At 64.1% G+C, this 25104-nt stretch carries 28 protein-coding genes, 1 tRNA gene and 1 pseudogene; 14 read left to right on the plus strand and 16 right to left on the minus strand.

Features of this window, described 5'->3' with window-relative positions:
• Positions 1 to 211: 211 nt before the first annotated feature.
• Positions 212 to 301, minus strand: a pseudogene (locus tag WS78_RS36435) (recombinase family protein); the annotation flags it as partial.
• A 231-nt stretch (positions 302 to 532) separates the two neighbouring features.
• Between WS78_RS36435 and WS78_RS27875 the strand changes: the two are divergent.
• Positions 533 to 1668, plus strand: a protein-coding gene (locus WS78_RS27875) for an IS3 family transposase (RefSeq protein ID WP_394335868.1) whose coding sequence is annotated in 2 segments (ribosomal slippage) — positions 533 to 788 and positions 788 to 1668 — 1137 coding nt in all. Because the reading frame shifts where the segments join, the coding sequence is not laid out codon by codon here.
• Between the two features lie 167 nt (positions 1669 to 1835).
• Here the strand turns inward: WS78_RS27875 and WS78_RS27880 are convergent.
• The 4 genes from WS78_RS27880 to WS78_RS36440 form a co-directional block, all read right to left on the minus strand.
• Entirely contained in the window at positions 1836 to 2543 is a 708-nt protein-coding gene (locus WS78_RS27880) for a lipase family protein (RefSeq protein WP_059574459.1), read from the minus strand.
• A 262-nt stretch (positions 2544 to 2805) separates the two neighbouring features.
• Positions 2806 to 3330, minus strand: a complete 525-nt coding sequence (locus WS78_RS27885; RefSeq protein ID WP_059574456.1) for a hypothetical protein — start codon at positions 3328 to 3330, stop codon at positions 2806 to 2808.
• Between the two features lie 123 nt (positions 3331 to 3453).
• The gene (locus WS78_RS27890) at positions 3454 to 3846 is read right to left on the minus strand and encodes a zinc ribbon domain-containing protein (protein WP_059574463.1); all 393 of its coding nucleotides are present in this window, start codon (positions 3844 to 3846) and stop codon (positions 3454 to 3456) included.
• Between the two features lie 17 nt (positions 3847 to 3863).
• Positions 3864 to 4031: a hypothetical protein gene (locus WS78_RS36440; protein WP_156437466.1), complete on the minus strand. Its 168-nt coding sequence runs from the start codon at positions 4029 to 4031 to the stop codon at positions 3864 to 3866.
• 113 nt (positions 4032 to 4144) lie between these two features.
• Here WS78_RS36440 and WS78_RS27895 point away from each other — a divergent pair, with 113 nt between their 5' ends.
• Positions 4145 to 5149 carry a site-specific integrase gene (locus tag WS78_RS27895; RefSeq protein WP_197419423.1) on the plus strand — a complete coding sequence of 335 codons (1005 nt, stop codon included), beginning with the start codon at positions 4145 to 4147 and terminating at the stop codon, positions 5147 to 5149.
• Between the two features lie 42 nt (positions 5150 to 5191).
• On the opposite strand, the gene WS78_RS27900 is transcribed toward WS78_RS27895, so the two are convergent.
• From WS78_RS27900 to acs, 4 genes are all read right to left on the minus strand, one after another.
• Positions 5192 to 5281, minus strand: a tRNA-Ser gene (locus WS78_RS27900).
• Positions 5282 to 5341: 60 nt separating this feature from the next.
• Positions 5342 to 7357 carry a VC_2705 family sodium/solute symporter gene (locus WS78_RS27905; protein ID WP_038748188.1) on the minus strand — a complete coding sequence of 672 codons (2016 nt, stop codon included), beginning with the start codon at positions 7355 to 7357 and terminating at the stop codon, positions 5342 to 5344.
• Positions 7351 to 7677: a DUF4212 domain-containing protein gene (locus WS78_RS27910; protein WP_038748186.1), complete on the minus strand. Its 327-nt coding sequence runs from the start codon at positions 7675 to 7677 to the stop codon at positions 7351 to 7353. Before WS78_RS27910 ends, WS78_RS27905 begins: the two co-directional genes overlap by 7 nt.
• A 161-nt stretch (positions 7678 to 7838) precedes the next feature.
• Positions 7839 to 9821 (minus strand): acetate--CoA ligase, encoded by a 1983-nt coding sequence (gene acs / locus WS78_RS27915; protein ID WP_038748184.1) that lies wholly within the window; start codon positions 9819 to 9821, stop codon positions 7839 to 7841.
• A 297-nt stretch (positions 9822 to 10118) separates the two neighbouring features.
• Here acs and WS78_RS27920 point away from each other — a divergent pair, with 297 nt between their 5' ends.
• The 9 genes from WS78_RS27920 to WS78_RS27960 all read left to right on the plus strand — a co-directional run bounded on the left by WS78_RS27920 (position 10119) and on the right by WS78_RS27960 (position 17543).
• Positions 10119 to 11018, plus strand: a complete 900-nt coding sequence (locus tag WS78_RS27920) for a DMT family transporter (RefSeq protein WP_038748182.1) — start codon at positions 10119 to 10121, stop codon at positions 11016 to 11018.
• Positions 11019 to 11262: 244 nt separating this feature from the next.
• On the plus strand, positions 11263 to 11871 hold the full coding sequence (locus tag WS78_RS27925; RefSeq protein WP_038748180.1) for a TIGR00645 family protein: 609 nt from the start codon (positions 11263 to 11265) through the stop codon (positions 11869 to 11871).
• A gap of 39 nt (positions 11872 to 11910) precedes the next feature.
• Positions 11911 to 13446 (plus strand): fumarate hydratase, encoded by a 1536-nt coding sequence (locus WS78_RS27930; RefSeq protein WP_038748178.1) that lies wholly within the window; start codon positions 11911 to 11913, stop codon positions 13444 to 13446.
• Positions 13447 to 13600: 154 nt separating this feature from the next.
• Positions 13601 to 14077: a bacterioferritin gene (gene bfr / locus WS78_RS27935; RefSeq protein ID WP_038748176.1), complete on the plus strand. Its 477-nt coding sequence runs from the start codon at positions 13601 to 13603 to the stop codon at positions 14075 to 14077.
• Between the two features lie 44 nt (positions 14078 to 14121).
• Positions 14122 to 14994: a glutamate racemase gene (murI, locus tag WS78_RS27940; protein ID WP_038748174.1), complete on the plus strand. Its 873-nt coding sequence runs from the start codon at positions 14122 to 14124 to the stop codon at positions 14992 to 14994.
• A 133-nt stretch (positions 14995 to 15127) separates the two neighbouring features.
• Complete coding sequence (locus WS78_RS27945; protein ID WP_038748172.1) at positions 15128 to 15367, plus strand: (2Fe-2S)-binding protein; 240 nt, start codon at positions 15128 to 15130, stop codon at positions 15365 to 15367.
• 224 nt (positions 15368 to 15591) lie between these two features.
• Complete coding sequence (locus tag WS78_RS27950) at positions 15592 to 16332, plus strand: energy transducer TonB (protein WP_038748170.1); 741 nt, start codon at positions 15592 to 15594, stop codon at positions 16330 to 16332.
• A 37-nt stretch (positions 16333 to 16369) separates the two neighbouring features.
• Entirely contained in the window at positions 16370 to 17101 is a 732-nt protein-coding gene (locus tag WS78_RS27955) for a MotA/TolQ/ExbB proton channel family protein (protein ID WP_038748168.1), read from the plus strand.
• A 13-nt stretch (positions 17102 to 17114) separates the two neighbouring features.
• Positions 17115 to 17543: an ExbD/TolR family protein gene (locus tag WS78_RS27960; protein WP_059574454.1), complete on the plus strand. Its 429-nt coding sequence runs from the start codon at positions 17115 to 17117 to the stop codon at positions 17541 to 17543.
• A gap of 363 nt (positions 17544 to 17906) precedes the next feature.
• Here WS78_RS27960 and WS78_RS27970 read toward each other — a convergent pair whose 3' ends face one another.
• A complete protein-coding gene (locus WS78_RS27970) occupies positions 17907 to 18878 on the minus strand; it encodes a LysR family transcriptional regulator (RefSeq protein WP_038748165.1) in 972 nt (323 codons plus the stop codon).
• 123 nt (positions 18879 to 19001) lie between these two features.
• Between WS78_RS27970 and WS78_RS27975 the strand changes: the two genes are divergently transcribed.
• Both WS78_RS27975 and WS78_RS27980 read left to right on the plus strand, forming a co-directional pair.
• On the plus strand, positions 19002 to 19874 hold the full coding sequence (locus tag WS78_RS27975; RefSeq protein ID WP_038748163.1) for a pirin family protein: 873 nt from the start codon (positions 19002 to 19004) through the stop codon (positions 19872 to 19874).
• 121 nt (positions 19875 to 19995) lie between these two features.
• Positions 19996 to 20481, plus strand: a complete 486-nt coding sequence (locus tag WS78_RS27980) for an SRPBCC family protein (RefSeq protein WP_038748161.1) — start codon at positions 19996 to 19998, stop codon at positions 20479 to 20481.
• 97 nt (positions 20482 to 20578) lie between these two features.
• Here the strand turns inward: WS78_RS27980 and WS78_RS38405 are convergent, their stop codons facing one another.
• Positions 20579 to 20758 (minus strand): hypothetical protein, encoded by a 180-nt coding sequence (locus tag WS78_RS38405; protein ID WP_394335884.1) that lies wholly within the window; start codon positions 20756 to 20758, stop codon positions 20579 to 20581.
• On the opposite strand from WS78_RS38405, the gene hemP reads away from it, so the two are divergent.
• Entirely contained in the window at positions 20706 to 20888 is a 183-nt protein-coding gene (gene hemP, locus WS78_RS27985; protein ID WP_394335885.1) for a hemin uptake protein HemP, read from the plus strand. The genes WS78_RS38405 and hemP overlap by 53 nt on opposite strands.
• 290 nt (positions 20889 to 21178) lie before the next feature.
• Here hemP and WS78_RS27990 read toward each other — a convergent pair whose 3' ends face one another.
• The 5 genes from WS78_RS27990 to WS78_RS28010 are packed head-to-tail and all read right to left on the minus strand — an operon-like array spanning position 21179 to position 24887.
• A complete protein-coding gene (locus WS78_RS27990) occupies positions 21179 to 21589 on the minus strand; it encodes a GlcG/HbpS family heme-binding protein (RefSeq protein ID WP_059574453.1) in 411 nt (136 codons plus the stop codon).
• A 59-nt stretch (positions 21590 to 21648) separates the two neighbouring features.
• Entirely contained in the window at positions 21649 to 23049 is a 1401-nt protein-coding gene (locus WS78_RS27995; RefSeq protein ID WP_059574451.1) for a 4Fe-4S binding protein, read from the minus strand.
• Positions 23046 to 23888 (minus strand): FTR1 family iron permease, encoded by an 843-nt coding sequence (locus WS78_RS28000; protein ID WP_038748154.1) that lies wholly within the window; start codon positions 23886 to 23888, stop codon positions 23046 to 23048. Before WS78_RS28000 ends, WS78_RS27995 begins: the two co-directional genes overlap by 4 nt.
• A gap of 58 nt (positions 23889 to 23946) precedes the next feature.
• On the minus strand, positions 23947 to 24276 hold the full coding sequence (locus WS78_RS28005; RefSeq protein ID WP_038748152.1) for a cupredoxin domain-containing protein: 330 nt from the start codon (positions 24274 to 24276) through the stop codon (positions 23947 to 23949).
• 59 nt (positions 24277 to 24335) lie between these two features.
• Complete coding sequence (locus tag WS78_RS28010; protein WP_038748151.1) at positions 24336 to 24887, minus strand: iron transporter; 552 nt, start codon at positions 24885 to 24887, stop codon at positions 24336 to 24338.
• Positions 24888 to 25104 lie beyond the last annotated feature (217 nt).

Genomic DNA, 25104 nt, shown 5'->3' on the forward strand with positions numbered 1-25104 from the left:
TGGTTGCAAAACCAAAGAGACCGACCGGCCAATTTGGCCGACCAGATCGGCCACCGTGGCCGTTGCGAGGTCGCCGAACTGTACTCCATCGGAGCAGTGTACTGAGGAAACGAAGGGTGGTCTGTAGGACCAAGCAGATCGGTCCCACAGACCACCCTTACGTCACGCTGACCACATCGCCTCGCGCACGCAGCCGCATGATGGTTTGGCGGCTGAAGCCGGCTGCACGGATTTCGACGACTTGATTGTCTGTTGTCTGCTCGGCTGTCGAGACCCGGCAGTAGGCAAAGACTCGGCTCAACTTCGCGCCCCCCAATCGAACAAATATGGCCGAACATTAACCCCTTGGTGCCGTGCGTCAAGCTTGTCGCCGGGATGTTATACCCTGACGGTCAACTGACGACCCGTTGCGTGAATCCGAGTCGCCGCGCTGGGAACGAACGACAGAGGTGGCCGCGCAAATTCGGACAGTCGGGTAAGTGGAATGCCCGGGGCCTGAGCCAGCGATAATGCAGGCAAAGGAACCGGAAAGATGACGAAGAGAACCCGACGGACGCACTCAGCGGCGTTCAAAGCGAAAGTGGCCCTGGCGGCGGTCAAGGGCGAGCGCACGCTGGCCGAACTGGCGCAGCAGTTCGATGTGCACCCGAACCAGATCACGGAGTGGAAGCGGCAACTGCAGGAGCGTGCGGCGGATGTGTTCGGCGCGGCCGCTCCACCGTCGAACGAGCCGCCGGTGGACGTGAAAACGCTGCACGCGAAAATCGGACAGTTGACGCTGGAGAACGATTTTTTGTCAGGAGCGCTCGGCAAAGCCGGACTGCTGAGCGCAAAGCGATGATTGACCGTACGCATGCGCTGCCGGTTTCGCGACAGACGCGACTGGTTGGCATCGCGAGATCGAGCGCGTATTACCGGGCGCAGCCAGTGAGCGAGGCGGACCAGTTGCTGATGCGGCGGATCGACGAACTGCACATGGAGTTTCCGTTTGCCGGAGCGCGGATGCTGGCGCGTCTGTTGCGCCGGGAAGGCTATGAGGTCGGCCGCCGCCGCGTGCGCACGCTGATGAAACGCATGGGCGTGGAAGCGCTGTACTGCAAGCCGAACACGAGCCGACGCAATGCGCAGCACAAGATCTGGCCGTACCTGCTGCGCGGCATGAAAATCGCCCGGGCCAATCAGGCGTGGGCACTGGACACGACATACATTCCGATGGCGCGAGGCTTCGTGTACCTGACGGCAGTAGTGGATTGGTCAAGTCGCAAGGTGCTCTCGCACCGGGTGGCGATCACGCTGGAAGCAGTGCACGCCGTCGAGGCGCTCGAGGAAGCGTTCGCGCGCTACGGGCTGCCGGACATTGTGAACACCGATCAGGGCAGCCAGTTCACGGCGGGCGCGTTCACCGAGGCCGTACTGGGTCGAGGCGTGCGGCTGTCGATGGACGGTAAAGGGGCCTGGCGCGACAACGTGTTCGTCGAACGCGTGTGGCGCAGCGTCAAGTACGAAGAGGTTTACCTGCGAGCTTACGAGTCGGTCAGCCATGCCCGGCGCTCCATCGGCGACTACATCGAGCTGTACAACCGAAAACGGCCCCATTCGAGCCTGGCGGATCGGACGCCGGATGAGGCATACTTCGCGACGCTGCCTGCGATCAAATCGGCAGCATGATTGCCTCGGACGTTCCACTTAAAAATCTCAGAAAACTGTCCGAACGAGTGAGGCCACCTCTGACCTCTCTCAAAGAGCAACGGCCAATTGATAGGCGGCGCGCGGTAACGCGTTATCGGCCCTACAGCGGGTTGGATCATGGGATATAGTGAAGCAGTGCTCTGCCTTCAAGGGACACGCTTGTTTCGCCTCAAAATCCGGCCCACGAGCATAAGTGGGACAGCCAAGAGCAAGTTCATAGGAAGCACGAAGAACACCAGTCGAAACCATTCGCCCCACGACGACGGGGGCAATTGGGAAACCAAATCATTGCCATTGACGACCAGATGCAGTGGGATGCCGGTGCGCTGCATGTATTCCGCGAAATCTCGTCCGCCGACCTTTGGCGAGTTGAAGGTGTAAACGGAATGGACGGGCGTTCCCCGGTGATGAAGGATGGCCGCCAGAAGCTGTCCAAGCGCGCCGCCGCGACTGTGCCCGCAGATCACGATTGGCTTGTCCACGATTGATAGGGTCCAGATGTACGGAATCACTTCGTGCTCGATCTCAAGGAAGGAGCGCATGAAGCCCGAATGCACGCCACCGAACGGAGTGCGCACCTTTCGCATGTCCAGATTCGACAGCCAGTCCTTTGCAGTTTCCGAGCCGGTAAGTGCGATGACAAAGACGCTCGGGCTGTCCAAGACGAGCCCGCGAAGATTCCCAACTCGGAAGTGGGAAAGTGTGCCGTTTGCGAATTGCTTTCCGCTGTACTCTTCGAGCTTGTAAGCCATCTGGGACATGATGGCCGTGAAATAAAGATTGCGCGGGTTGGGGGCGGACCCGGCCGGCAAGTGCTCAAGTTGAAACTGCGGGTCCGGCTTCGTGTCGGGCATGGCGGCGTCCTTGTTGTCGGTGCTTGTGGACGCCGCTAGTCTAACCCCTGGGTCCCGGTATCGCTCGCCCGCCGGGCAAAACTCAGCTGCCCCTCATGTCCGAAAACGACGTGCAAAACATTGGAAGGGTGTACGCGGGCGCTAGGCAGGCTTTTGGACACGTCGTCGTCAGACGTCCAAAAACGGACGGTTGTGGTCAGATATGTCCGCCGGGTGCCTCCGCAAGCTAGTAGGCAGCGCTACTCGCTCGCGAACGGCGTTTTTACTTGAATTTGTCGCGAAGGAATTCGCCGAACGACGTATATCGCTTAAGCGCTGGCATACCCGGCCGTTGCCCGACGCCGGCAGCCTCCTTGGTCATGAATTCAAACTGTGGCTCCGGGCCAGCGAGAGCAATCTGCGTTTCCTGAATTTCACGCTTCATTTCAGTGACAGGATCAGATTGCCCAGCGTGCAGCGTCGACCCGGTGCCTTTCATTACGAGCATCGCGCTGGCGGCCGCCTTTTTCGGCGCAATTTGCTGAACTTCTGCAACGGCCCAGCATCCGATTCTCTGAGCCTCGTCAAACTGCAATGAAAATTCGAGCGATTGATATTTGGCGGTCATCCGACTCGGATAGCTGCCGCTCACCTGAAAGCCAAGACTTTCAAAATAGCTGCGAAACTCCTCGCCAGCGACGTTCAAGGCGCTCTGCACACTATTTCTTCTGCGAGCCACGAGTTGCTCGATCAGCGGAGCGTGTTGCGCTTTCAGGTCTTCAAGTTGTTTTTGAGTAGCGATGTCCATAATCCGTGCAGTTGGTTTAAGGCCTCTTGATCATACTCGAACTTCGCCCATGAAAACTCTGCCGACATATGGATACCCCGGCTCCGGGCGACGACATAGGACAGATGCGCTGCTGAACCGACACTAGTCGTCCTTCGCGGAAGTAGTGCCAGAAGCCGGGGGCTCCAGCGCCGAGCCGCAGTGCTTGCACTTGATCGCCTCAACCCGTACTGGCTCGGCGCAAAACGGACACTTCCTGTATCCACCGAACCGCCCGGTCTCAGCGGCGATCTGCTGGCCATTTTTGGCAAGCAACACCGCGACCAGCGCGATAACCGGCACGAAGAACGCCAGCGTTGCCGCGAGGACACCACTCGCGGTCCCTTGGGTCACGACCGATGTCCCCATTACAACGACCGGTCCGAGAACGATGGTCACGAGAAAATATACCCATCCGCGCAAGCCCTTCTTCTTCGCGATGGCTGCCACGAGCAGAGCAAAGACTGCGTACAGGATGAAGCCGGTCAGTGGTTCCATGAGATGCGTCTCCTTGATCAACGTGAGCCGGCCATATTGACCAAGGCGTTAAATTCGTAAGCAGCGTAGTCGGCATCACACCCCGGATACGAGTAACAACTGAAAGAGGCGACGATCTGATATGAGCCGTCTGGCATCGGCCGTTTTGTCGCCGTGCCGAGCATCCGTCCGTAGTTGTTTTCCATGAATGTCTCCAAGCGTGATTCGGTCAAGGCATACCCCGCGACGGCTCAGACCGTCGTCCCTGATGCGATTTGGGAGGCGATCTACGGGGATGCGGATGAAGGGAAGTAAGGGAATGTTGGCCGTCGTCTTGGCGGCCCTACTGGCGGGATGTGCTGCGGGGAGTGGTGGCATTCCGGATGCGTACTTGCAGGACTGCGCCCAAGCCAAACACCTTAAGGCAAGTACGCTCGATGGGTACCGGAAGATCGTGACGTATCACCTTGTTCCGACCTTCGGTTCACGGGAGCTTGGCAGCCTCAAGCGAAACGATTTCCGGGACTGGCTGGACAAGATGGAATGTACAAACAAACGTCTTGCCAACATCCAGAGTGTTGTACGGAAGGCACTCGAAGACGCGGTACAGGATGAGTTGTTGACCGCCAATCCCCTCCACGGGTGGACATACCGGAAGAAGGAGGCACCGAAGGAGGAGGACGACGTAGACCCATTCACTGCGGACGAGCAACGGGAAATTGTCGCAGCCATGCCTCCACAGGCGGCAAATATGTTTCGGTTCGCGTTTTGGACCGGGCTACGTACTTCGGAGCTTGTCGCGCTCAATTGGACGGACATCGATTGGAAGCGCGGCGTGATAGTCGTCAAACGGGCATTGACCCAGACCGCAAAGGAGGCAGAGGACACGAAGACACGTTCAAGTCGCCGGGAGGTAAAGCTCTTGCCGCCTGCCATGTCTGCGCTAGTCGCCCAAAAGGCTCACACGTATCTACAAGGCCGGGAAGTATTCCAGGACCCGCGAAACGATGCTCGATGGTCCGGGGACTCCCCCATCCGGATAGTGTGGACTCGGGGACTAAAGAAGGCACAGGTCAAGTACAGAAAGCCTTACCAGACACGCCATACATACGCATCTATGATGCTCTCCGCTGGGGAGCATCCAATGTGGGTAGCTCGCCAAATGGGCCATTCGAACCAGAACACAACCGTTCGAATCTACGCTAGGTGGATGCCTACGGCGGACCCCGATGCGGGCGGAAAAGCAGTGGAGAAGTTTGCGGAATCGACGTTGCGATTAAGTTGCGATTCCGTACAGAAAACAGCAGGAAATCAAGGCAATTAATCGCCACCCGCTTCGCCAAGCACTTGAATTATAAAGGAATTCTGGCGGAGAGAGGGGGATTCGAACCCCCGATAGGCTTTCACCTATACACGCTTTCCAGGCGTGCGACTTAAACCACTCATCCATCTCTCCGGAAGACGGCAAGTATAGCAAATTCCGGAACCGCACCGCCACCCCTTGGCAAAACCCGCGTCACGGATGCCGGATGTAGTCGACGAGCGCGTTCGTATAGGCGTCCGGCCGCCGATCCAGCAGGCTCACGGCGATCGCCGTCGCAAACCCGGCCGGCACGCCGAACACGCCGGAACTGATCGGCTCGATGCCGAACCAGCTCGGTCCCGCAAAGCCCGTGATCTGCGTGAAGAGCGGATACGTCGACACGATGTAATAAACGCATACGCCCAGCCCCGTCACCATCCCCGCCACCGCGCCGCGCGTCGTCGTGCGCTTCCAGAACACGCCGAGCACGAGCACCGGGAAAAAGCTCGATGCCGCGAGCGAAAACGCCGCCCCGACGAGAAACAGGATCTTCCCGGTATTCAGCGACGCGACATACGACGCGAACAGCGCGACGCCGAGCAGCAGCACCTTCGAAATCGTCACGCGCCGCTGGCTCGACGCGTCTGGCGCGACCATGTGGTAGTAGACGTCGTGCGACAGCGCGTTCGCGATCGTCAGCAGCAGCCCGTCCGCCGTCGACAGCGCCGCGGCAAGCGCACCCGCCGCGATCAGCCCCGACACGACGTACGGCAGCCCCGCAATCTCCGGCGCCGCGAGCACGACGATGTCGGGCTGCATCTGGATCTCGGACCAGTGGACGATGCCGTCGCGCAATTGATCGACGACGCTGATGAGCCCCGGCTCGAATCGATGCCATTGCGTGATCCATGCGGGCAGATCGGCGAACGGCCGCCCCACCAGGTTCGTCAGGATCTCGTATTTGATCAGCACCGCGAGCACCGGCACCGTCAGGTAGAACAGCGCGATGAAGAACAACGTCCAGCCGACCGAGCGCCGCGCGGATGCAACCGACGTCGTCGTGTTGTAGCGCGTCAGGATGTGCGGCAGGCTCGCCGTGCCGAGCGACAGGCACAGCAGCAGCGCGAGGAAGTTGCGCTCGCGCGGCCGGCGGTCGTCGTCGCTCGCGGCCGGAAACGGCTCGTGCATCGGCACCGGATCGGCCGCGCGCGCGAGCAGATCGTCGCGCGCCTGCTCCCACGCAATCCGCGCCGCCGCCGAATCGCGCGGAAATTCGGCGAGCTCGCGCTCGCGCTGGTTGATCTCGCGCAGCGGCCCGTTGTGCCGGCGCAGCGCGGCCACTTCTGCCACGAGCCGCGCGCGCGCGTCGTCGTACGACGCCGGCAGCCTATCGAGCTGCGCCTGGATCTCGGCCGCCTGCCGGCGATACGCGTCGCGCACCTGCCGCTCCTGCGGCGCGTCGCGCATCTGCGCCTCGAGCTTTTCGGCGCGCGACATCAGATGGCCGTAATTGAACTGCGGCACGGGCCCGAGGCCGTTCTTCATCGAGATCAGCGAAACCGGCAGCAGGAACGCGATGATCAGGATGATGTACTGCGCGACCTGCGTCCACGTGACCGCGCGCATCCCGCCGAGAAACGAGCAAACGAGAATCCCCGCCAGTCCGCAGAAGATGCCGATCGAGAAATCGACGCCGATGAAGCGCGTCGCGATGAGGCCGATGCCCTGTATCTGCGCGACGAGGTAGACGAACGAGCACAGGATCGCGGCGATCGCCGCAAGCGCCCTCACGAGCGTGCTCGAGAAGCGCGTGCCGAGGAAATCGGGAATCGTGTAGCGCGCGAGCTTGCGCACGTAAGGCGCGAGCAGGAACGCGACAAGGCAGAAGCCGCCCGTCCAGCCCATCAAGTACGCGAGCGCGTCGTAGCCGGTCGCGTACAGCGAGCCCGCGAGGCCGATGAACGAGGCGGCGGAGAGCCAGTCGGCGGCGGTCGCCATGCCGTTGAACGCGGACGGCACGCGCCGCCCGGCGACGTAGTATTCGACGAGATCCGACGTTCGCGACAGCAGCCCGATCACCGCATACACCGCGATCGGCACGAACAGGAAAACGTAGCCGATCCACACGCCCGGTCCGGTCGCGCGCTCGATCCGCCAGAGCAGCAGCACGAACGCGACGAAGCCGATCGTGTATAGCGCATACGCCCGAACCAGCCGATTCGTCAGCATGCGTCGGCGTCCGTCGGATGCGGATGGGCGTCGTCACGCTTCGCCTCGCCCGCACACGCGTCGTAGTCGCGCCGCAGGATTCGGTCGGCGCGCTGCATCAGCACGATGTAGACGGCGATCAACGCGAGATAGACGAGAATCGCGCCTTGCGCGCCGACGTAGAACGGCAGGCTGAAACCGGCGAAGCGCAGAGGCTCGAGCGCCGGCGCGAAGAGCGGCACGATGAACGATACGATGCAGCCGATCGTCATCAACACGGCGATCAGCGCGACGTTGAAACGCCAGTAGCGCGCGTGTGCGCGCGCGAGCCGTGCCGGCACGAACGGCGGCTCGGCGGTATGCGTCGGCGTCGGCGAAGAAGAACCTGAAGAAGAAGCGGCCATGCGCTTGTGTAACAAAAAGCCCCTGCGCGGGCAATCGGGATTGCCGCGCAGGGGCTCGCGCGGCGCGCACTCAATCGCGCGCCGCGCGTCGCACGCGTTTAGCGCACTTCGGCGAGCTGTTCGAGGATCGCGGGGTTCTCGAGCGTCGACGTGTCCTGCGTGATCGCCTCGCCCTTCGCGAGCGAGCGCAGCAGGCGCCGCATGATCTTGCCCGAGCGCGTCTTCGGCAGGTTGTCGCCGAAGCGGATGTCCTTCGGCTTCGCGATCGGCCCGATCTCCTTGCCGACCCAGTCGCGCAGCGCCTTCGCGAGCGTGGCCGCCTCTTCGCCTTCCGGACGCGAGCGCTTGAGCACGACGAACGCGACGACCGCCTCGCCCGTCGTGTCGTCCGGCCGGCCGACGACCGCCGCTTCCGCGACGAGCTCGTGCGACACGAGCGCCGACTCGATCTCCATCGTGCCGAGCCGGTGTCCGGACACGTTCAGCACGTCGTCGATGCGGCCCATGATCGTGAAGTAGCCGGTTTCCTTGTCACGCACGGTGCCGTCGCCCGCCAGATACAGGCTGCCGCCGAGCTCGGCGGGGTAGTAGCTCTTCTTGAAGCGGTCCGGGTCGCCCCAGATCGTGCGCGCCAGCGCCGGCCACGGGCGCTTGACGACGAGAATGCCGCCCTGCCCGTTCGGCACGTCCTGCCCCGTTTCGTCGACGACGGCGGCCATGATGCCCGGCAGCGGCAGCGTGCACGAGCCCGGCACGGTCGGCGTCGCGCCGGGGAGCGGCGTGATCATGTGGCCGCCCGTTTCGGTCTGCCACCACGTATCGACGATCGGGCAGCGTTCCTGGCCGACGTGCTTGTGATACCAGATCCACGCTTCCGGATTGATCGGCTCGCCGACCGTGCCGATGATGCGCAGGCTCGACAGATCGTAGCTCTTCGGATGCACGTGGACGTCGGCTTCGGCGGCCTTGATCAGCGAGCGGATCGCGGTCGGCGCGGTGTAGAACACGGACACCTTGTGGTCGCCGATCATCTTCCAGAAGCGGCCGGCGTTCGGATACGTCGGCACGCCCTCGAACACGACTTGCGTCGCGCCCACGGCGAGCGGGCCGTACGTGATGTACGAGTGGCCCGTGACCCAACCGATGTCGGCCGTGCACCAGAACACGTCGGTCGGCTTCCAGTCGAACGTCCATTTCATCGTCTGCGCGGCCCACAGCAGGTAGCCGCCCGTGCTGTGCTGCACGCCCTTCGGCTTGCCGGTCGAGCCGGACGTATACAGGATGAAGAGCGGATGCTCGGCGCCGACCCACTCGGGCTCGCACTGGTCGGCCTCGTTCGCGACGATTTCGTGCATCCAGACGTCGCGGCCTTCGTGCCAGTCGACCCGGCCGCCCGTGCGGCGATAGACGACGACGGTCTTCACCGCGTCGCAGCCGCCCATCGCGAGCGCCTCGTCGGCGATGCTCTTGAGCGGCAGCGTCTTGCCGCCGCGCATCTGCTCGTCGGCGGTGACGAGCGCGGTCGCGCCGACGTCGACGATGCGCTCGTGCAGCGATTTCGACGAAAAGCCGCCGAACACGACCGAGTGCGTCGCGCCGATCCGCGCGCACGCCTGCATCGCGACGATGCCCTCGACCGACATCGGGATGTAGATGACGACGCGGTCGCCGCGGCCGACGCCGCGCCTCTTCAGCGCGTTCGCGAAGCGCGAGACGCGCGCGAGCAGATCGGCGTAGGTGACGCGCGTGACGGTGCCGTCGTCGGCCTCGAAGATCACCGCGACGCGCTCGCCGAGGCCGGCGGCGACGTGGCGGTCGAGACAGTTGTACGACGCGTTCAGCTCGCCGTCCTCGAACCACTTGTAGAACGGCGCGTTCGTCTCGTCGAGCACCTTGCCGAACGGCTTGCGCCATTCGAGCGTCTCGCGCGCGAGGCGCGCCCAGAATCCTTCGTAATCGCGCTCAGCCTCTTCGACGAGCGCCCGATAAGCCGCCATGCTGGAAATGGCCGCCGCCTTCTCCACTGCGGCGGGCGGCGCGAACTGGCGGCGTTCGTGCAGAACCGATTCAATCGCAGACATCGACTACCCCTTGGTGAACATGGAATCCACTACACACTACATGCCGGCGCGATCGGGCGCGCCGTGTCAAATTCGGCGCGCAATGCGCCTGTCTCCCACCCTGCGCGCCGCATGCGGCTCACGCGGCGCGCGATGCTGCATCGCACCACGCCAACCGGCCGCGGCGAAGCGATGCAGACGTTTCACGATAAGCGCCGGAACTTACCCGTCACTTACGCGACGAGCGCGCCGATGCTGCTTTACGCTAGCTTTCACGCGACCCTACAATGCTAACTAACTCGTCGCCCGGATTCCAGCTTGAATCGCTACGCCCTCTTTCTCATCGTGTCGATGTTGCTCGTCGGCAGCAACGTCGGCATCGGCAAATCGATCGTCGCCTTCGTTCCCGTCGCCATTCTCGCCACGCTGCGCTTCGTCATCGCGAACGCGGTGCTCTGGCCGCTCTTCAGCCCGGTCAAGATGCGCACCGTCAAGCGCGGCGAGTGGCTGAACCTGTTCCTGCAGGCGTTCTTCGGCACGTTCATGTTCACGCTGCTGATGCTCAACGGCGTGCAGCGCACGAGCGCCGTCGCGGCGGGCGTCATCACGAGCACGATTCCGGCCGTCGTCGCGCTGTTCGCGTGGCTCTTCCTGCGCGAGAAACCGAACGGGCGTGCGCTCGTGTCGATCGCGCTCGCGATCGTCGGCGTCGTGACGATCAATCTCGCGAACAGCGGCGCGAGCGAAGGCGGCGGCCACGCGAGCTCGCTCTCGGGCAATCTGCTGATGCTCGGCGCGGTCTGCTGCGAGTCGATCTACGTGATCCTGTCGCGGCGCCTCACGCAAACGCTCGCGCCGATCGACATCTGCGCGTACACGCACCTGTTCGGCCTGCTGCTGATGCTGCCGCTCGGCGCGGGCGCGCTCTGGCATTTCGACTACGCGAGCGTGCCGGCGGGCATCTGGGCGCTCGTCGTCTGGTACGGCCTGTCGGCGAGCATCTTCTCGTTCTGGCTGTGGATGAAGGGCATCCGCCACGTGCCGGGCAGCCTCGCCGGCGTGTTCAGCGCGGTGCTGCCGATCTCGGCCGCGATTTACGGCATCCTGTTCCTCGGCGAACGCCCGACGCTCGCGCACGGCTTCGCGCTCGCGTGCGTGGTGACGGGGATCGTGCTCGCGAGCCTGCGCGTGCGGCGCTCGCCGCCCGTCTCGCCCTGAGCGAGCGCCGCGCGGGCGGCGCGCCGTCCGTGCGACGAAGCACCCTTACCGCTGCAAGCGCACCGCGCACACACCGCACCGCACGACATTCGCACCGCGCACGCGCTCGGCGCGCCGCCGGCGGGCGCGTCGAGCGCGCCTGGCCGCGATGCTGCGCCGCTGCAAGCGGTCTGGCCGACGCGTTACAATAACGCGCTTTTTTTCAAAAACGTTCCATATCCCCGCGTCCCCGCTTCGCCCGACCATGTCCGCCGCCCCAACCGATCCGCGCCCCGCCCGCCCGGCCCGCCGCAAGATGCGCCCGCTGCCCGCCGTCATCTTCATGAGCCGCTGGCTGCAAGTGCCCCTTTATCTGGGCCTGATCGTCGCGCAGGCGATCTACGTGTTCCTGTTCCTGAAGGAAGTCTGGCACCTGCTGTCGCACGCGGCCGGCCTCGACGAGACAAACATCATGCTCGCCGTGCTCGGCCTGATCGACGTGGTGATGATCTCGAACCTGCTCATCATGGTGATCGTCGGCGGATATGAAACGTTCGTGTCGCGCCTCGGCGTCGAGGGCCACCCCGACGAGCCGGAATGGCTCGACCACGTGAACGCGGGCGTGCTGAAAGTGAAGCTGTCTATGGCGCTCATCAGCATCTCGTCGATCCACCTGCTGAAGACGTTCATCAATCCGGACCAGCACACGGTGCACGCGATCATGTGGCAGGTGCTGATCCACGTCGCGTTCCTCGTGTCGGCGCTCGTGATGGCATGGGTCGACCGCCTGACGACGCACACGCACCCCGAGCATTACCACGAAGCGCCGGCGCAGCCGTCGGCGCCGCGCGAGCCGGCGCAACAGTCGGCCTGAGTCGATTCCCATACCCACAGTCCTCACAGAGTCTCAGCCATGACCGTCATCAAACAGGAAGACCTGATCCAGAGCATCGCGGATTCGCTGCAGTACATCAGCTACTACCACCCGCTCGACTACATCGAGGCGCTCGGCCGCGCATACGAGCTCGAGGAAAGCCCGGCCGCGAAAGACGCGATCGCGCAGATCCTGACGAACAGCCGCATGTGCGCGGAAGGCCGCCGCCCGATCTGCCAGGACACGGGTATCGTCACGATCTTCGTGAAGGTCGGCATGGACGTGCGCTGGGCAAGTGAAAACGGCGGCGCGACGATGAGCGTCACCGACATGATCAACGAGGGCGTGCGCCGCGGCTACACGCATCCGGACAACGTGCTGCGCGCATCGATCGTGAATCCGCCCGAAGGCGCGCGCAAGAACACGAAGGACAACACGCCGGCCGTGATCCACTACGAGATCGTGCCGGGCGACAAGGTCGACGTGCAGGTCGCGGCGAAGGGCGGCGGCTCGGAAAACAAGTCGAAGTTCGTGATGCTGAACCCGTCCGACTCGATCGTCGACTGGGTGCTGAAGACCGTGCCGACGATGGGCGCGGGCTGGTGCCCGCCCGGCATGCTCGGGATCGGCATCGGCGGCACCGCCGAGAAAGCGATGCTGATGGCGAAGGAATCGCTGATGGAGCCGATCGACATCCAGGAGATCATCGCGCGCGGGCCGAAGGACTGGGTCGAGGAACTGCGCGTCGAGCTGCACGAGAAGGTCAACGCGCTCGGCATCGGCGCGCAGGGTCTCGGCGGTCTGGCGACCGTGCTCGACGTGAAGATCATGGCCGCGCCGACGCACGCGGCGTCGAAGCCGGTCGCGCTGATCCCGAACTGCGCGGCCACGCGCCACGCGCACTTCGTGCTCGACGGCTCGGGCCCGGCCAAGCTTGAAGCGCCGTCGCTCGACGCGTGGCCGAAGGTCCAGTGGGAACCGAACACCGAAACCAGCAAGCGCGTCGATCTGAACGCGCTGACGCCGGAAGAAGTCGCCAGCTGGGCGCCGGGCCAGACGCTGCTGCTGTCGGGCAAGATGCTCACGGGCCGCGACGCCGCGCACAAGCGCATCGCCGACATGCTGGCCGCGGGCGAGAAGCTGCCCGTCGATTTCACGAACCGCGTGATCTACTACGTCGGCCCGGTCGATCCGGTGCGCGACGAAGTGGTCGGCCCGGCCGGCCCGACGACGGCCACGCGCATGGACAAGTTCACCGAGACGATGCTCGCGCAGACGGGCCTCATCTCGATGGTCGGCAAGGCCGAGCGCGGCCCGGTGGCGATCGACGCGATCAAGAAGCACAAGGCGGCTTACCTGATGGCGGTCGGCGGCGCGGCGTATCTCGTGTCGAAGGCGATCCGCGGCGCGAAGGTGCTCGCATTCGAGGATCTCGGCATGGAAGCGATCTACGAGTTCGACGTGCAGGACATGCCGGTGACGGTCGCCGTCGATTCGCAAGGCACGTCGGTCCACCAAACGGGGCCGAAGGAATGGCAGGCGAAAATCGGCAAGATTCCTGTCGCGAACGCGTAAATAAGAATGATTTTCAGGCCGGATTTCAATCCGGCCTTTTCGATGCGGCGAATTCGTTCACCTTTCGGATTTCGAACGAATTCGCCCTTGGCTTTTCAGGAACGAGCGTTTATCGTTCAGAAATTCAAGCCCCCACACGTCACAAGGAACGAACATGCAAGGCGATAAGAAAGTCATCGAATATCTGAACGCCCAGTTGAAGAACGAACTGACCGCGATCAATCAATATTTCCTGCATGCGCGGATGTACAAGCATTGGGGTCTCGAAAAACTCGGCAAGCACGAATACGACGAATCGATCGGCGAAATGAAGCACGCGGATTGGCTGATCGAGCGCGTGTTCATGCTCGACGGCCTGCCGAACCTGCAGGATCTGCACAAGCTGCTGATCGGCGAGGAAACCGAGGAAATCCTGAAATGCGATCTGAAGCTCGAGCAGATATCGCAGTCGACGTGCAAGGAAGCGATCGCATATTGCGAATCGGTGCGTGATTACGTGTCGCGCGAAATCTTCGAGAAGATCCTCGACGATACCGAAGAGCACATCGACTGGCTCGAAACGCAAATCGACCTGATCGGCAAGGTCGGCATTCAGAACTATCAGCAGTCGATGATGGGCTCGCCGGAGTAATTCCTCCCGTTCGATTTCTATTCGATCCACGCTCGCTCGCCGACATGACGCCGCCGCCCGCATCCGATTTCCGCGCATCGCCCGCCCATGCGCCGATCGGCATCTTCGATTCGGGGCTCGGCGGCCTGTCGGTGCTGCGCGCGGTGCGCGAGCGGCTGCCCGACGAGGCGCTCGTCTACGTCGCGGATTCCCGTCATGCGCCGTACGGCCCGCGCGAGGACGCGTTCATCGTCGAGCGCACGCTCGCGATCGGCGAATGGCTCGCCGCACGAGGCGCGAAGGCGCTCGTCGTCGCGTGCAACACCGCCACCGCGCAATCGATCGCGCTCGTGCGCGAGCGCCTGCCGATTCCGCTCGTCGGCGTCGAGCCCGGCATCAAGCCGGCGGCGCAGCATTCGAAGACGCGCATTGCGGGCGTGCTCGCGACGCAGGCGACGCTGCGCAGCGCGCGCTTCGGCGCGCTGATCGCGCGCCATGCCGCCGACTGCCGCTTCATCTGCCAGGCGGGGCATGGCCTCGTCGAGGCGGTCGAGCGCGGCGACACCGGCTCGCCCGAGCTGCGCGCGCTGCTCGCGGGCTACCTCGAGCCGATGCTTGCGGCGGGCGCCGACACGCTCGTGCTCGGCTGCACGCACTACCCGTTCTTCGACGCCGCGATCCGCGACGTAACGTCCAACCGCCTGCATCTGATCGACACGAGCGACGCGATCGCCCGCCAGCTTTCGCGGATACTGGACGAGCGCGATCTGCGCGCGCCGGCCGGCTCCCGGCCGGCACCGCCGCCGCGCCTCTGCTCGACGGGCGATGGCCGGCAACTGCAGTCTCTCGCCGCGACACTGCTCGGGCTCGACGTGCCGGCCGAATCCGTCACCATTTCCTCCCCGAGCACGGCCGCGCCCGCCGCCCATCCGGCGTAGCCGCGCCGCCCGCCGTCGCCCGAAAACCCTTCCAAGCGCCTGGTTTTGTTACAAAAAACCCGGGACCGCGCTTGCCAAGCCCCACAAATATAATGATAATAATTCGCATTAACGTTAGCTATCGCGCTCCATCATGATCGTCTGCGTGTGCAAGTCCGTTTCCGATCGGAAGATTCGCGCATCCCTCGCGGAAGGCGTGGACACTTTCGACGAACTCCAGTTCGAACTCGGGGTCGCTACGTGCTGCGGCAAGTGCGAGGAAACCGTGCGCGACATCATGGCGGAACAGGGCGTTTGTGCGAGCCGCTGCGGCGTCGAGCACCACGCCGCCGTGCCGGTTCCCATCGCGTTCTACGAACGCAAGGCGGCCTGACCGGCGCGCCAGGATCGCACGCGGCGCCGCGCGCGCCGCGCTCTCGTTTTACCAGCCCGTCAGCAAGCCTGCCCGCGCGAGCCAACGGCCTACCTGCGAAGGAGCCCGTAATGGAATTGCTGATCGGATTCGTGACTACTGTGTGCATCTCTTTGCTGATCTTCCGCAAGTGATGCCGCACTTCGCGGCGTACGTCACGCGCGCCGCCGCGCTACGAAGCTAACATGCAGGTTTCGAATTCCCTGCCGGCCGCCTCCGCGCCGGTTTTTCCCCGTATGAATCCCCGCGTCGTCACCGCTGCCGTGGCGGTTCTCGCCGGACACGCGATCCTGCTGACCGGCGCACTGCTGATGCGCAACGACGCACCGCATCGATCGCTCGAGTCGAAGACGATCACCGCCCAGTTGCTGAGCGCGCCCGTCGCACAGCCGGTCGGCATCCAGTCGGCGCCGACGCCCGAGCCGCCGAAACCCGTCCCGAAGGTCAAGCCGAAGCCGGCGCCCGCGCCCCGGCCGGTCGCGAAACCGAGTCCGACGCCGCTGCCCGTGTCGCACGAGCCATCGCCGAACGCGATCACCGCGCCGGAACCCGCACCGCCCGCGCCCGCGGCTCCCGCCGACACGAGCGCGAAGGCAGCGCCGCCCGCCGGCGCGCCGACGAGCCGCCCGACGATGGAAATCGTCGCGCCGAAGGAAGGCGCGCATCTGACCTGCCAAATCGCGAAGGCTGCATATCCGACGCTGTCGAAGCGCCGCGGCGAGACGGGCGTCGTGAAGGTGCGCTTCGTCGTCGGCCTGACGGGCAAGATCGAAAGCGCGCAAGTCGTCCAGAGCAGCGGCTTTGCGCGCCTCGACGACGCGGCGCTCGACGCGATCCGCTCGTCGCCGTGCCAGCCATACATGCAGAACGGGCAGCCGATGCGCGCCGCCTACACGCAGCCCTACGACTTCACTCTGACCGACTAATCTCGGCAACACCCGAAAGAAACAACAAGGAAAGGAAATGCAAAGCTACGGAATCGCGCACGTGTGGGCGCAAGGTGACTTCGTTACGCGGTTCATCGCGATCGCGCTCCTCGTGATGTCGATCCTGTCGTGGATGGTGATCGTCATCAAAGGCTGGAACGTGATTCGCCTGAAGCGTCTGTCGAAAGATGCAGAGCAGTCGTTCTGGCATTCGGACGATTTCGAGGAAGGCGTGAAGAAGCTCGGCCGCGCATCGTCGTCGACGCAGGACAACCCGTTCCTCGCGCTCGCGCTGTCCGGCCAGGAGGCCGCCGATCATCACCATCAGACACAGCCGCACCTGCACGACCGGATGGACGTGTCCGACTGGGTCACGCGCTGCCTGAAGGACACGATGGACGAAGGCATCGCGCGAATGCAGAGCGGGCTCGCGATTCTCGCGTCGATCGGCAGCACCGCGCCGTTCGTCGGCCTGTTCGGCACCGTGTGGGGCATCTATCACGCGCTGCTCGTGATCGGCGCGACGGGCCAGACGTCGATCGATCAGGTCGCCGGCCCCGTCGGCGAATCGCTGATCATGACCGCGTTCGGCCTGTTCGTCGCGATTCCCGCCGTGCTTGGCTACAACGCGCTCACGCGCGCGAACAAGAGCATCGTGAGCCGCCTGCGCCGCTTCGCGCATGGCCTGCACGCCTACTTCGTGACGGGCGCGCGCCTCGCGTCGTCGGCCCAGCGCGACGGGCTGCGCCTCGCCGCGCGCGCGAACTGAGCGGAGGTTCGCGATGGCAATGAACACCAGCTTCGGCGACGATGACGACGACGGCCTGATGAACGAGATCAACATGACGCCGCTCGTCGACGTCATGCTCGTACTCCTGATCATCTTCCTCGTCACGATTCCGGCGATGCATCACGCCGTGAAGATCGACCTTCCGCGCGCGAGCAGCCAGCCGGTCGAAGTGAAGCCGAAGACGATCGACGTCGCGATCGAAGGCGACGGCACGGTTCTGTGGGACGACCATCCGGTGAACGCAACCGATCTGCAGGCGCGAATCGCGCAAGCCGCGCAAACGACGCCGCAGCCGGAGCTGCATCTGCGCGCGGATCGCAAGGTCGCGTACGAAAAGGTCGCTGAAGTGATGTCGGCCGCGCAGGCAGGCGGCCTGACGAAGCTCGGCTTCGTGACCGAGCCGAAGTCGAACGCGAAGTAATCGCCGTGTTGCATGCCGCGTGCGATAAACGCACGCGGCACAAAGTAAAAGGCCCTCATCGCCAGATGAAGGCCTTTTTTCATGCGCGCACGGGCGCCTTCGGGCGGCGGACCCGACGGCCTGACTGCTGCACGTCGAGCAACGCGATGCGACATGCCGTGGTCTGCACGGACTAGCGCGGTCTGCCCTATCTGGCTCGCAACATATGCGGCCACCTTGTTTCGCTTGGCACCTTCCCTCACGAAATGGGATTCCAATATAGGTCTAGCCGCGCACGCATTCAAGCAGCCGACGATTGAAACTACCGATTGCGTGACGCGCGTCAAATGCCAAAACCGATGCACACGCGAGCTTCCGATTTCGTCAGATCGAAATCTTCATGTCCGCGTCCTTCGCGCCGCGCTCCGGGCAGCTGGGCTCCTTGTAGTTTTCGCTGTCGAGCTTCTCGACGAGATAGTCGACGAACGCACGCACGGCGGGCGGCATCCCCTGCCGCGACACGAACACCGCGTAGAGCTGCGGCACGGGCAGCGTCCAGCCCGGCATCACCGGCGACAGTTGCCCCGCTCGCAGCGCATTGCCGTACATCGACTCCGGCAATGCCGCGATTCCGACCCCGTCGAGCACCGCTTCGCGGATCGACATCAGATCCGCCGTCACGAGGCGCGGCTCGTGCTCATGCGCGTGGCGCGTGCCGTCCGGCGCGATCAGGTTGAATACGTGACGGCCGTCGCCCGACGGCGTATCGAGCGTGTCGAATCTCGACAGATCGTCGGGCACGAGAGGCGGCGCGTTCTGCTGCAGCAGGCTCGGCGCGCCGACGAGCATCTGCTCGGTGCGCCACAGCGGCCGCACGACGATGTTCGCGTTCTGCGGCGGCTCGGATCGCACGCGCAGCGCGACGTCGATCGAGTCTTCGAAGAGATCGATCACGCGATTCGTCACGCGAATCTGCACGCGCACTTCGGGATAGCGGCGCAGGAATTCCGGCAGCAGACGCGAAAGCATCGTCTGCGACAACGTAACGGGCACGCTCACACGCACCGTGCCCCGCGGCGCCGAGCGTAGTTGCTGCACTGCATTCATCGCGGCCTGCGCTTCGGACAACATTGCTTGGCAATGCTGATAGAAAAGCTGCCCCGCCTCGGTCAACGCGAGCTTGCGAGTCGAACGCTGCAACAGGCGCACGCCGAGCGTCGCCTCGAGCTCGGTGAGCCGCCGCGACAGGCGCGACTTCGAGATTCCGAGCACGCGCTCCGCGGCCGAGAAGCCGCCGTGCTCGACCACCTGAGAGAAGTACATCAAGTCGTTCAGGTTATGTGCGTCGATAGTCATTTCATCGTTCCAATTCCACAACGATCCATTGCGAATCGAGCAGATTTAATCGGCAATTCGCTCAATATAATAGCCTTACGTTGCAAAAATATCGCTATTCCCAGCCATTCCTAGAGCCCTCCCATGACTATCGCCCGCTCGATCCAGCGCACCTACCCCTCGCTTCGCACCACGGAAGGCGGCGGCTTCGTGGTTCACCGCCCGTTTCCGACCCGCCTGCTGACGGATTTCGACCCGTTCCTGCTGCTCGACGAAATGGGGCCCGTCGATTACGCGCCGGGCGATGCGAAAGGCGCCCCCGACCACCCGCATCGCGGCTTCGAAACGGTCACGTACGTGCTCGACGGCTGGTTCCGTCATCGCGATTCGGCGGGCCACGCGGGCGCGCTCGGCCCCGGCGACGTGCAATGGATGACGGCGGGCGCGGGCGTCGTCCACAGCGAGCTGCCCGACCCCGAATTCGCGCGCCGGGGCGGCCACGCGCACGCGTTCCAGCTTTGGGTGAACCTGCCGCGCCGCGACAAGATGATCGCGCCGCGCTACCAGGACATCCCGGCCGCGCGCATTCCCACGGCCCAATCAGCCGACGGCCGCGCGAAAGTTCGCGTGATCGCCGGCGACGCATTCGGCGCGCGCGCGACGATCGAGACGCGCACGCCGATGCTCTATCTGCATTTCACGCTGTCGCCCGGCGCGCTCGTCGAGCAGCCCGTGCCGGCTGGCTTTCGCGTGTTCGCGTATCCGATCGAGGGCGGCGGATTCTACGGCGCCGACAGGACGGCGGTCGACGCGCGCCACATGGTCGTGTACGCGGAAGACGGCGACACCGTGGTCTTTGCCGCGGGCGACACGCCGCTCGAACTGCTGCTGATCGGCGGCGCGCCGCTCAACGAGCCGATCGTGCGCTACGGCCCGTTCGTGATGAACACCGAGGACGAAATCCGCGAGGCGGTCGTCGATTATCAGACGGGCCGCATGGGCCGCATTCCCGCCTAGGCACCGGCGGCGCGCGTCGGCCAAACGACGGAGGGCGGCAACGTCCGCCACTACAGCGGATTTACGTCACAATATCTTCTCGCGCCCGGCAAGGGCCGCACTACAGAAGGAATCCGCCGCTTTGAACTTCGAACATCTGATCCAGATTAACGCCGCCGACAACCCGGCCCTGCCGACGCTGACTCGCGCGCAGCTATGGGAAGGTCTCGTGCTGCGCGCCGAGCAGCCGCAGCTTTTCGTGATCGGCCTCGACCGCTGCATCGTCCACGAACGCACGGAGACGACGCTCGAGCGCGAGCTGCACTACGGCAAAGCGACGGTCCGCGACCGCGTGACGTTCACGCCGAACGAGCAGGTGCGCTACGACATCCACGCGGCCGACGGCGAGATCGGCGGCTCGCTGACGATGACAATCGAAGAGCGCGACGATCAGCAACTATTCCTGCGCTTCGAATACCGGACGACGCTACCCGTCAGCAACGACAGCGAAGACGCGCGCCAGACGCACGAGATCGTGAAGGAAGCCTACCGCACGTCCGACATCGATACCGTCCGCCTGATTCGCGAGTACACGCAGGGCCGCAAGGATCCGGACCCGCTGCATTGACCATGCCTGGCGACGGCGTATCCGTCGCCCTCTTTGCCCATGCCTATCGACATCCAGGTTCCGATCAATAAACTTACGTTGTAAATGGGAATGGTTATCATTTAGAATTCATTCCATCGAATCGCAACTCACCAATCGCCTGAATGACCGAACCTATGCGCTCCAATACGCTTACGTTGCGCCGCCCGGGCGGCACCGCATCCAGCAGCCGCCCCAAGGCGGCCGTGACGACGCCGGCGGAACCGGTGAAGTCCGCAGCGAAACCCGCGGCAGCCACGAACGCCGGGCAGCGCGTGGTGAGCAGCGATGCGCTGTTGCAAGGCCAAAGCCACGTGAGCATCGCGCACAACGGCGAAACCTACCAGTTGCGGGCCACCCGCCTGGGCAAGCTGATTCTGACGAAGTAACGAACCGAGTATTGTGGGGACCACCTCTACGAGAGGTGTTGGGCATTAGCCAGCCATGACGGCTTGCACGCGAGTCTAGACCCCTTCGTGCAAACATATTCAAGCAGCCGTTATAGCAAGCCAAGCCGCTTTTTTTGGGGTTCTCACTGCGTGAAAGAGAAAGCGACGCGTCCGATGGCGCGTCGCTTTTTTTGCTTGCACGGCTTGCGAAGCGAAAACGCGCGAACGGCCGCCGCCGGCTCGTGCCGACGATTGAGCGGATGTCGACGAATGAAATGCCGCCGTCGGGGTCAGCCGGCGCCTATCAGCGCGGCGATCGCCGCGCGGGCGACCGTTGCGTCCTGCTCGGATTTCACGCCCGACACGCCGATTGCACCGACCGTCTCGCCTTCGACAATGATCGGCACGCCACCCTCCACGAGGCCAACGAGCGGCGCGCTCAGGAACGACACGCGCCCCTGCAGCACGATGTCTTCGTATACCTTGCTCTCGCGACGACCGAGCGCGGCCGTGCGGCCCTTGCTGATCGCCATCTCGACGGTGCTCGGCGCAGCGCCGTCCATCCGGCGCAGATACAGCAGATGCGCGCCGTCGTCGACGATCGCAACCGTCACGGACCACTGGTTCGCAACCGCGAACGCCTCGGCGGCGGTCGCCATCTTCTTCACGTCATCGCTCGTCAAAACGGGTTTGGTTTTCATCTCGACACTCCTTCGTGATGAGAGCCCATCGACGGCTGCATCATAGCGCTCGAAGCGCGTCAGAATCCCCAGAACATCAGCCACCACGCACTGTCGATCACCGCGAGCGCGGCGCCGAACCAGGCCATCGCGAACAGCCGGCGCGTCCAGCCCGCATAGCGGCCGGTGACCTGCCAGGCGAGCCATGCGCTCCACAGATTCGCGCCGGCGAGAATCGCGATGCGAACGCCCGATGCCCAGTCGAGCGGCACATGCTCCGCGCGCAGCAGCGACAGCGTCGTCGCCGACAAGCCGAGGAACACGCCGGCGCCCGCAAGCGGGATCAGCGCCTGAGCGAGATGGTGCAGCCGCACGCGCTCGAAGCGGCCGAGCATCGCGACCGCGCCGGCGAGCAGCACGGCAAGCGCCGTGCCGTATGCGAGACCCGTGCCGGAGATGTACGCGATGACGAGCGAGCCGTCGAGCCACGAGAACACGTCGTTGTGCTCGGGGTAGTGCGTGAAGACGAACCACGGCGCGTTCGTGTCGAGCGGCCACATGATGTCGTGGTCGATCAGCCAGCCCGCAAGCCACTGCTTGATCTGCACGAACCACGGGCTCACCGTCCAGTGGAACGCGCCGATCGCAATGCCGAGCAGGCCGTATAGGATGAGCGCCGTGTCCCAGCCGCTCGCCTGCTTGTCGCCGAGCGCGACCACTTCCTCGGACGGCGAACGCGCCGTCAGCTCGATCGCGCCGCGGTGGCCGCTGCAGCGGCCGCACATGTGACACGCCGCCGCGCCCTTCATGTTGCGAAGCGGCACGAGCGGCGCGCAGTTGATCGGAATCACGCGGTGGCCGTGTTCGCCTTTCTTGTACGAACGGCGCCATGCCTGTTCATCGACCTTGTAGCGCAGCGGCGCGAGGCGCGCGAGCAACGAGAAGACCCCGTTCACGGGACACAGATAGCGGCACCACACGCGCTTCTCGCGCCCGTACAGAAAGCCGATCACGATCGCGGCAAGCGTCGAGCCGCCGAGCACGAGCAGCACCGCACGCGGATACTGATAGACGCTGACCATCTGGCCGTAGATCGTCGTCAAGCCGAACGCGACGAACGGCCAGCCGCCCCAGCGCATCCAGCGAGGAATCGCACGGCCGCGGCCGAACTTGCTCGCGAATTCGCTCAGTGCGCCCTCAGGACACAGCACACCGCACCAGACGCGGCCGAGCATCACCATCGACAGCAGCACGAACGGCCACCAGATGCCCCAAAACACGAACTGCGCGGCGAGCGTCAGGTTGCTCCACAGATGCGCGGTGTCGTCGGGCAGCGGCGTGAACGCCGGCACGAGGATCAGGAACGCATAGACGAGTACCACGATCCACTGGATGCCGCGGATCAGCGCGCCGTGGCGCTGCATCCAGTGCCCGGCTTCCGCGACGAGGCTCGTGCGGCGGCGGCCGACGACGGCGCTCATGCCGGCCGGCCCGCAGTCGCCGCCGGGTGTCGCGCTGCGCGCTTGAGCAGCAGATAGACAACCGCCCAGTAGACTGCGTACGCGACGAGGTTCGTGAGCGACGGATGAGCGCGGTAGCCCGTCAGCGTCGCGACGAGCGAGCCGAACGTGCTTGAATCGTCGAGGATCGCCGACGTATCCCACAATTGCGCGATGCCGAGCGGCAGGATCTCCTTGTCGATCAGCTTGTCGATGCCCGTCTGGAACAGGCCCGCGCCGAGGAACAGCAGCATGATCTCGGTGACGCGGAAGAAGTGCCGCCACGAGAAATACTTGCCGCCGAGTTGCAGCACGTAGAACGTCAGGAATGCGAGGCCGAGGCCGATCAGCACGGCGAGCATCTGGCCGCCGTCGACATGTCCGGACTGACCGAAGCCGAGCCCGTAGAGAAAGATCACCGTCTCGCTGCCTTCACGCGCGATCGCGAGCGCGACGAGCACCGCGACGCCCCACCAGTTCGCGTCCTGCGTGCTCTTCTGCAACGAGCGCTCCATGTCGCGCTTCAGCGAGCGCCCGTGCTGCTTCATCCACAGCACCATCTGCACGATCAGCACGCACGCGATCAGCACCATCGCGGTTTGAAAATAGTCCTGGGCGTCGCCCGACAACACTTCGGTGAAGCCGACGAGCGCGGCGCCGAGCCCGACCGCCATCAGCAGGCCGGCGAGAACGCCCGCCCACAAATAAGGCAGGCCGCGGCGCGCATCGTCGTCGCCGTTCTTCAGCCATGCATAGAGGATGCCGACGACGAGCAACGCCTCGACGCTCTCTCGCCAGACGATGAACAAGATCTGACCCATTGTTTTTACCTCCCGGCGCCCGCCGCGCGGCCTGTCCGCGCGTCAAACGCGAAAACCGTTACTTCGCGACGATGACGCCCTGCGCCTGCTGGTGAAAATCGTCGAAAAACTTGTACTCGCCCGGCGACAGCGGCGCGATCACGACGAACGATTCGCCGCCCGGCGCGAGCACCTTCTCCTTGCGAAGCTGCACGCTCTCGAACTCGACGGCGCCCTTGCCCGTATTGCGGATCTGGATCTTGATGCGCTGCCCGGCCGGCACTTCGATGCGCGCCGGATTGAGCTTGCCGTCGGCCATCTCGAGCTTGAAGGTCGGCAGATCGGCCGCATGCGCGGCGCCTGCGACGAAGATCGCGGCGGCAAATGCGAATACTCTGGGGAATTTCATCGTATTTCTCTAAAAGGACAGCGCGCTCGTCGCGCGCCGTCCGTTTGCTGCTTCTGCGATCAGTACCCGCCCTTCTTGCCGATGCCGGCGAACGGGAAATCGTATTCGAGCGTGATCGGCTTGAACCACGCGCCGACGCCGGTTTCCTTGTCGACGTGGCGGCCGAACGCCGTGTGGCCCGCCTGCATCGGCGGCTTCACGACGAGCGTCAGGTGATACTTGCCCGGGCCGGCCAGCTTCACGTTGTCGCCGTAGTGGGGACCGTCGCTCGCGACCATGCCCATCAGATCGCCTTGCGCCTTCCACTTCGCGTCGCCCTGCTTCGTCAGCTTGTACGTGACCTGCAGGTACGGCATCCAGTCGCCTTCGGCGAAGCCCGTCGGGTTGTTCTTGACCGCATGGATATCGGCTTCCAGGTGGATGTCCGAATCCGACGCCTTGCGCATCATCCCTTCCGGGTCCATCGTGATCGGCTGCAGATACACCGCGCCGATCTCCATCCCGCCTTGAATCTGATGCTTGCCGATCGGGTATTCCGCCGCCGTCGCCGACAGCGCAGCGCACGCGGCCGCCAACGCGATACCGCTGCGAACAAAGGAAGCACGCAACATTGACACTCCTGTTTTTATCTCGTGATACACGTCCCGCCCGCGCGGACCCGGAACCCGGGGGAAAGACAAGAAAGCGATGAAGAACGTTAATGCGAACTATTCTCAATACAGGCGCAAGTGTAGCACCGAACGGCCTCCGAAACAAATGGAGATGCCGCTAAATCCCTGATCCGACAAGGCTTACAGCGAGATTAACGAATGCGGCGGGGGGCCGCGA

Origin of the sequence: Burkholderia savannae (genome assembly GCF_001524445.2) — a bacterium.
Taxonomy (GTDB): Bacteria; Pseudomonadota; Gammaproteobacteria; order Burkholderiales; family Burkholderiaceae; genus Burkholderia; species Burkholderia savannae.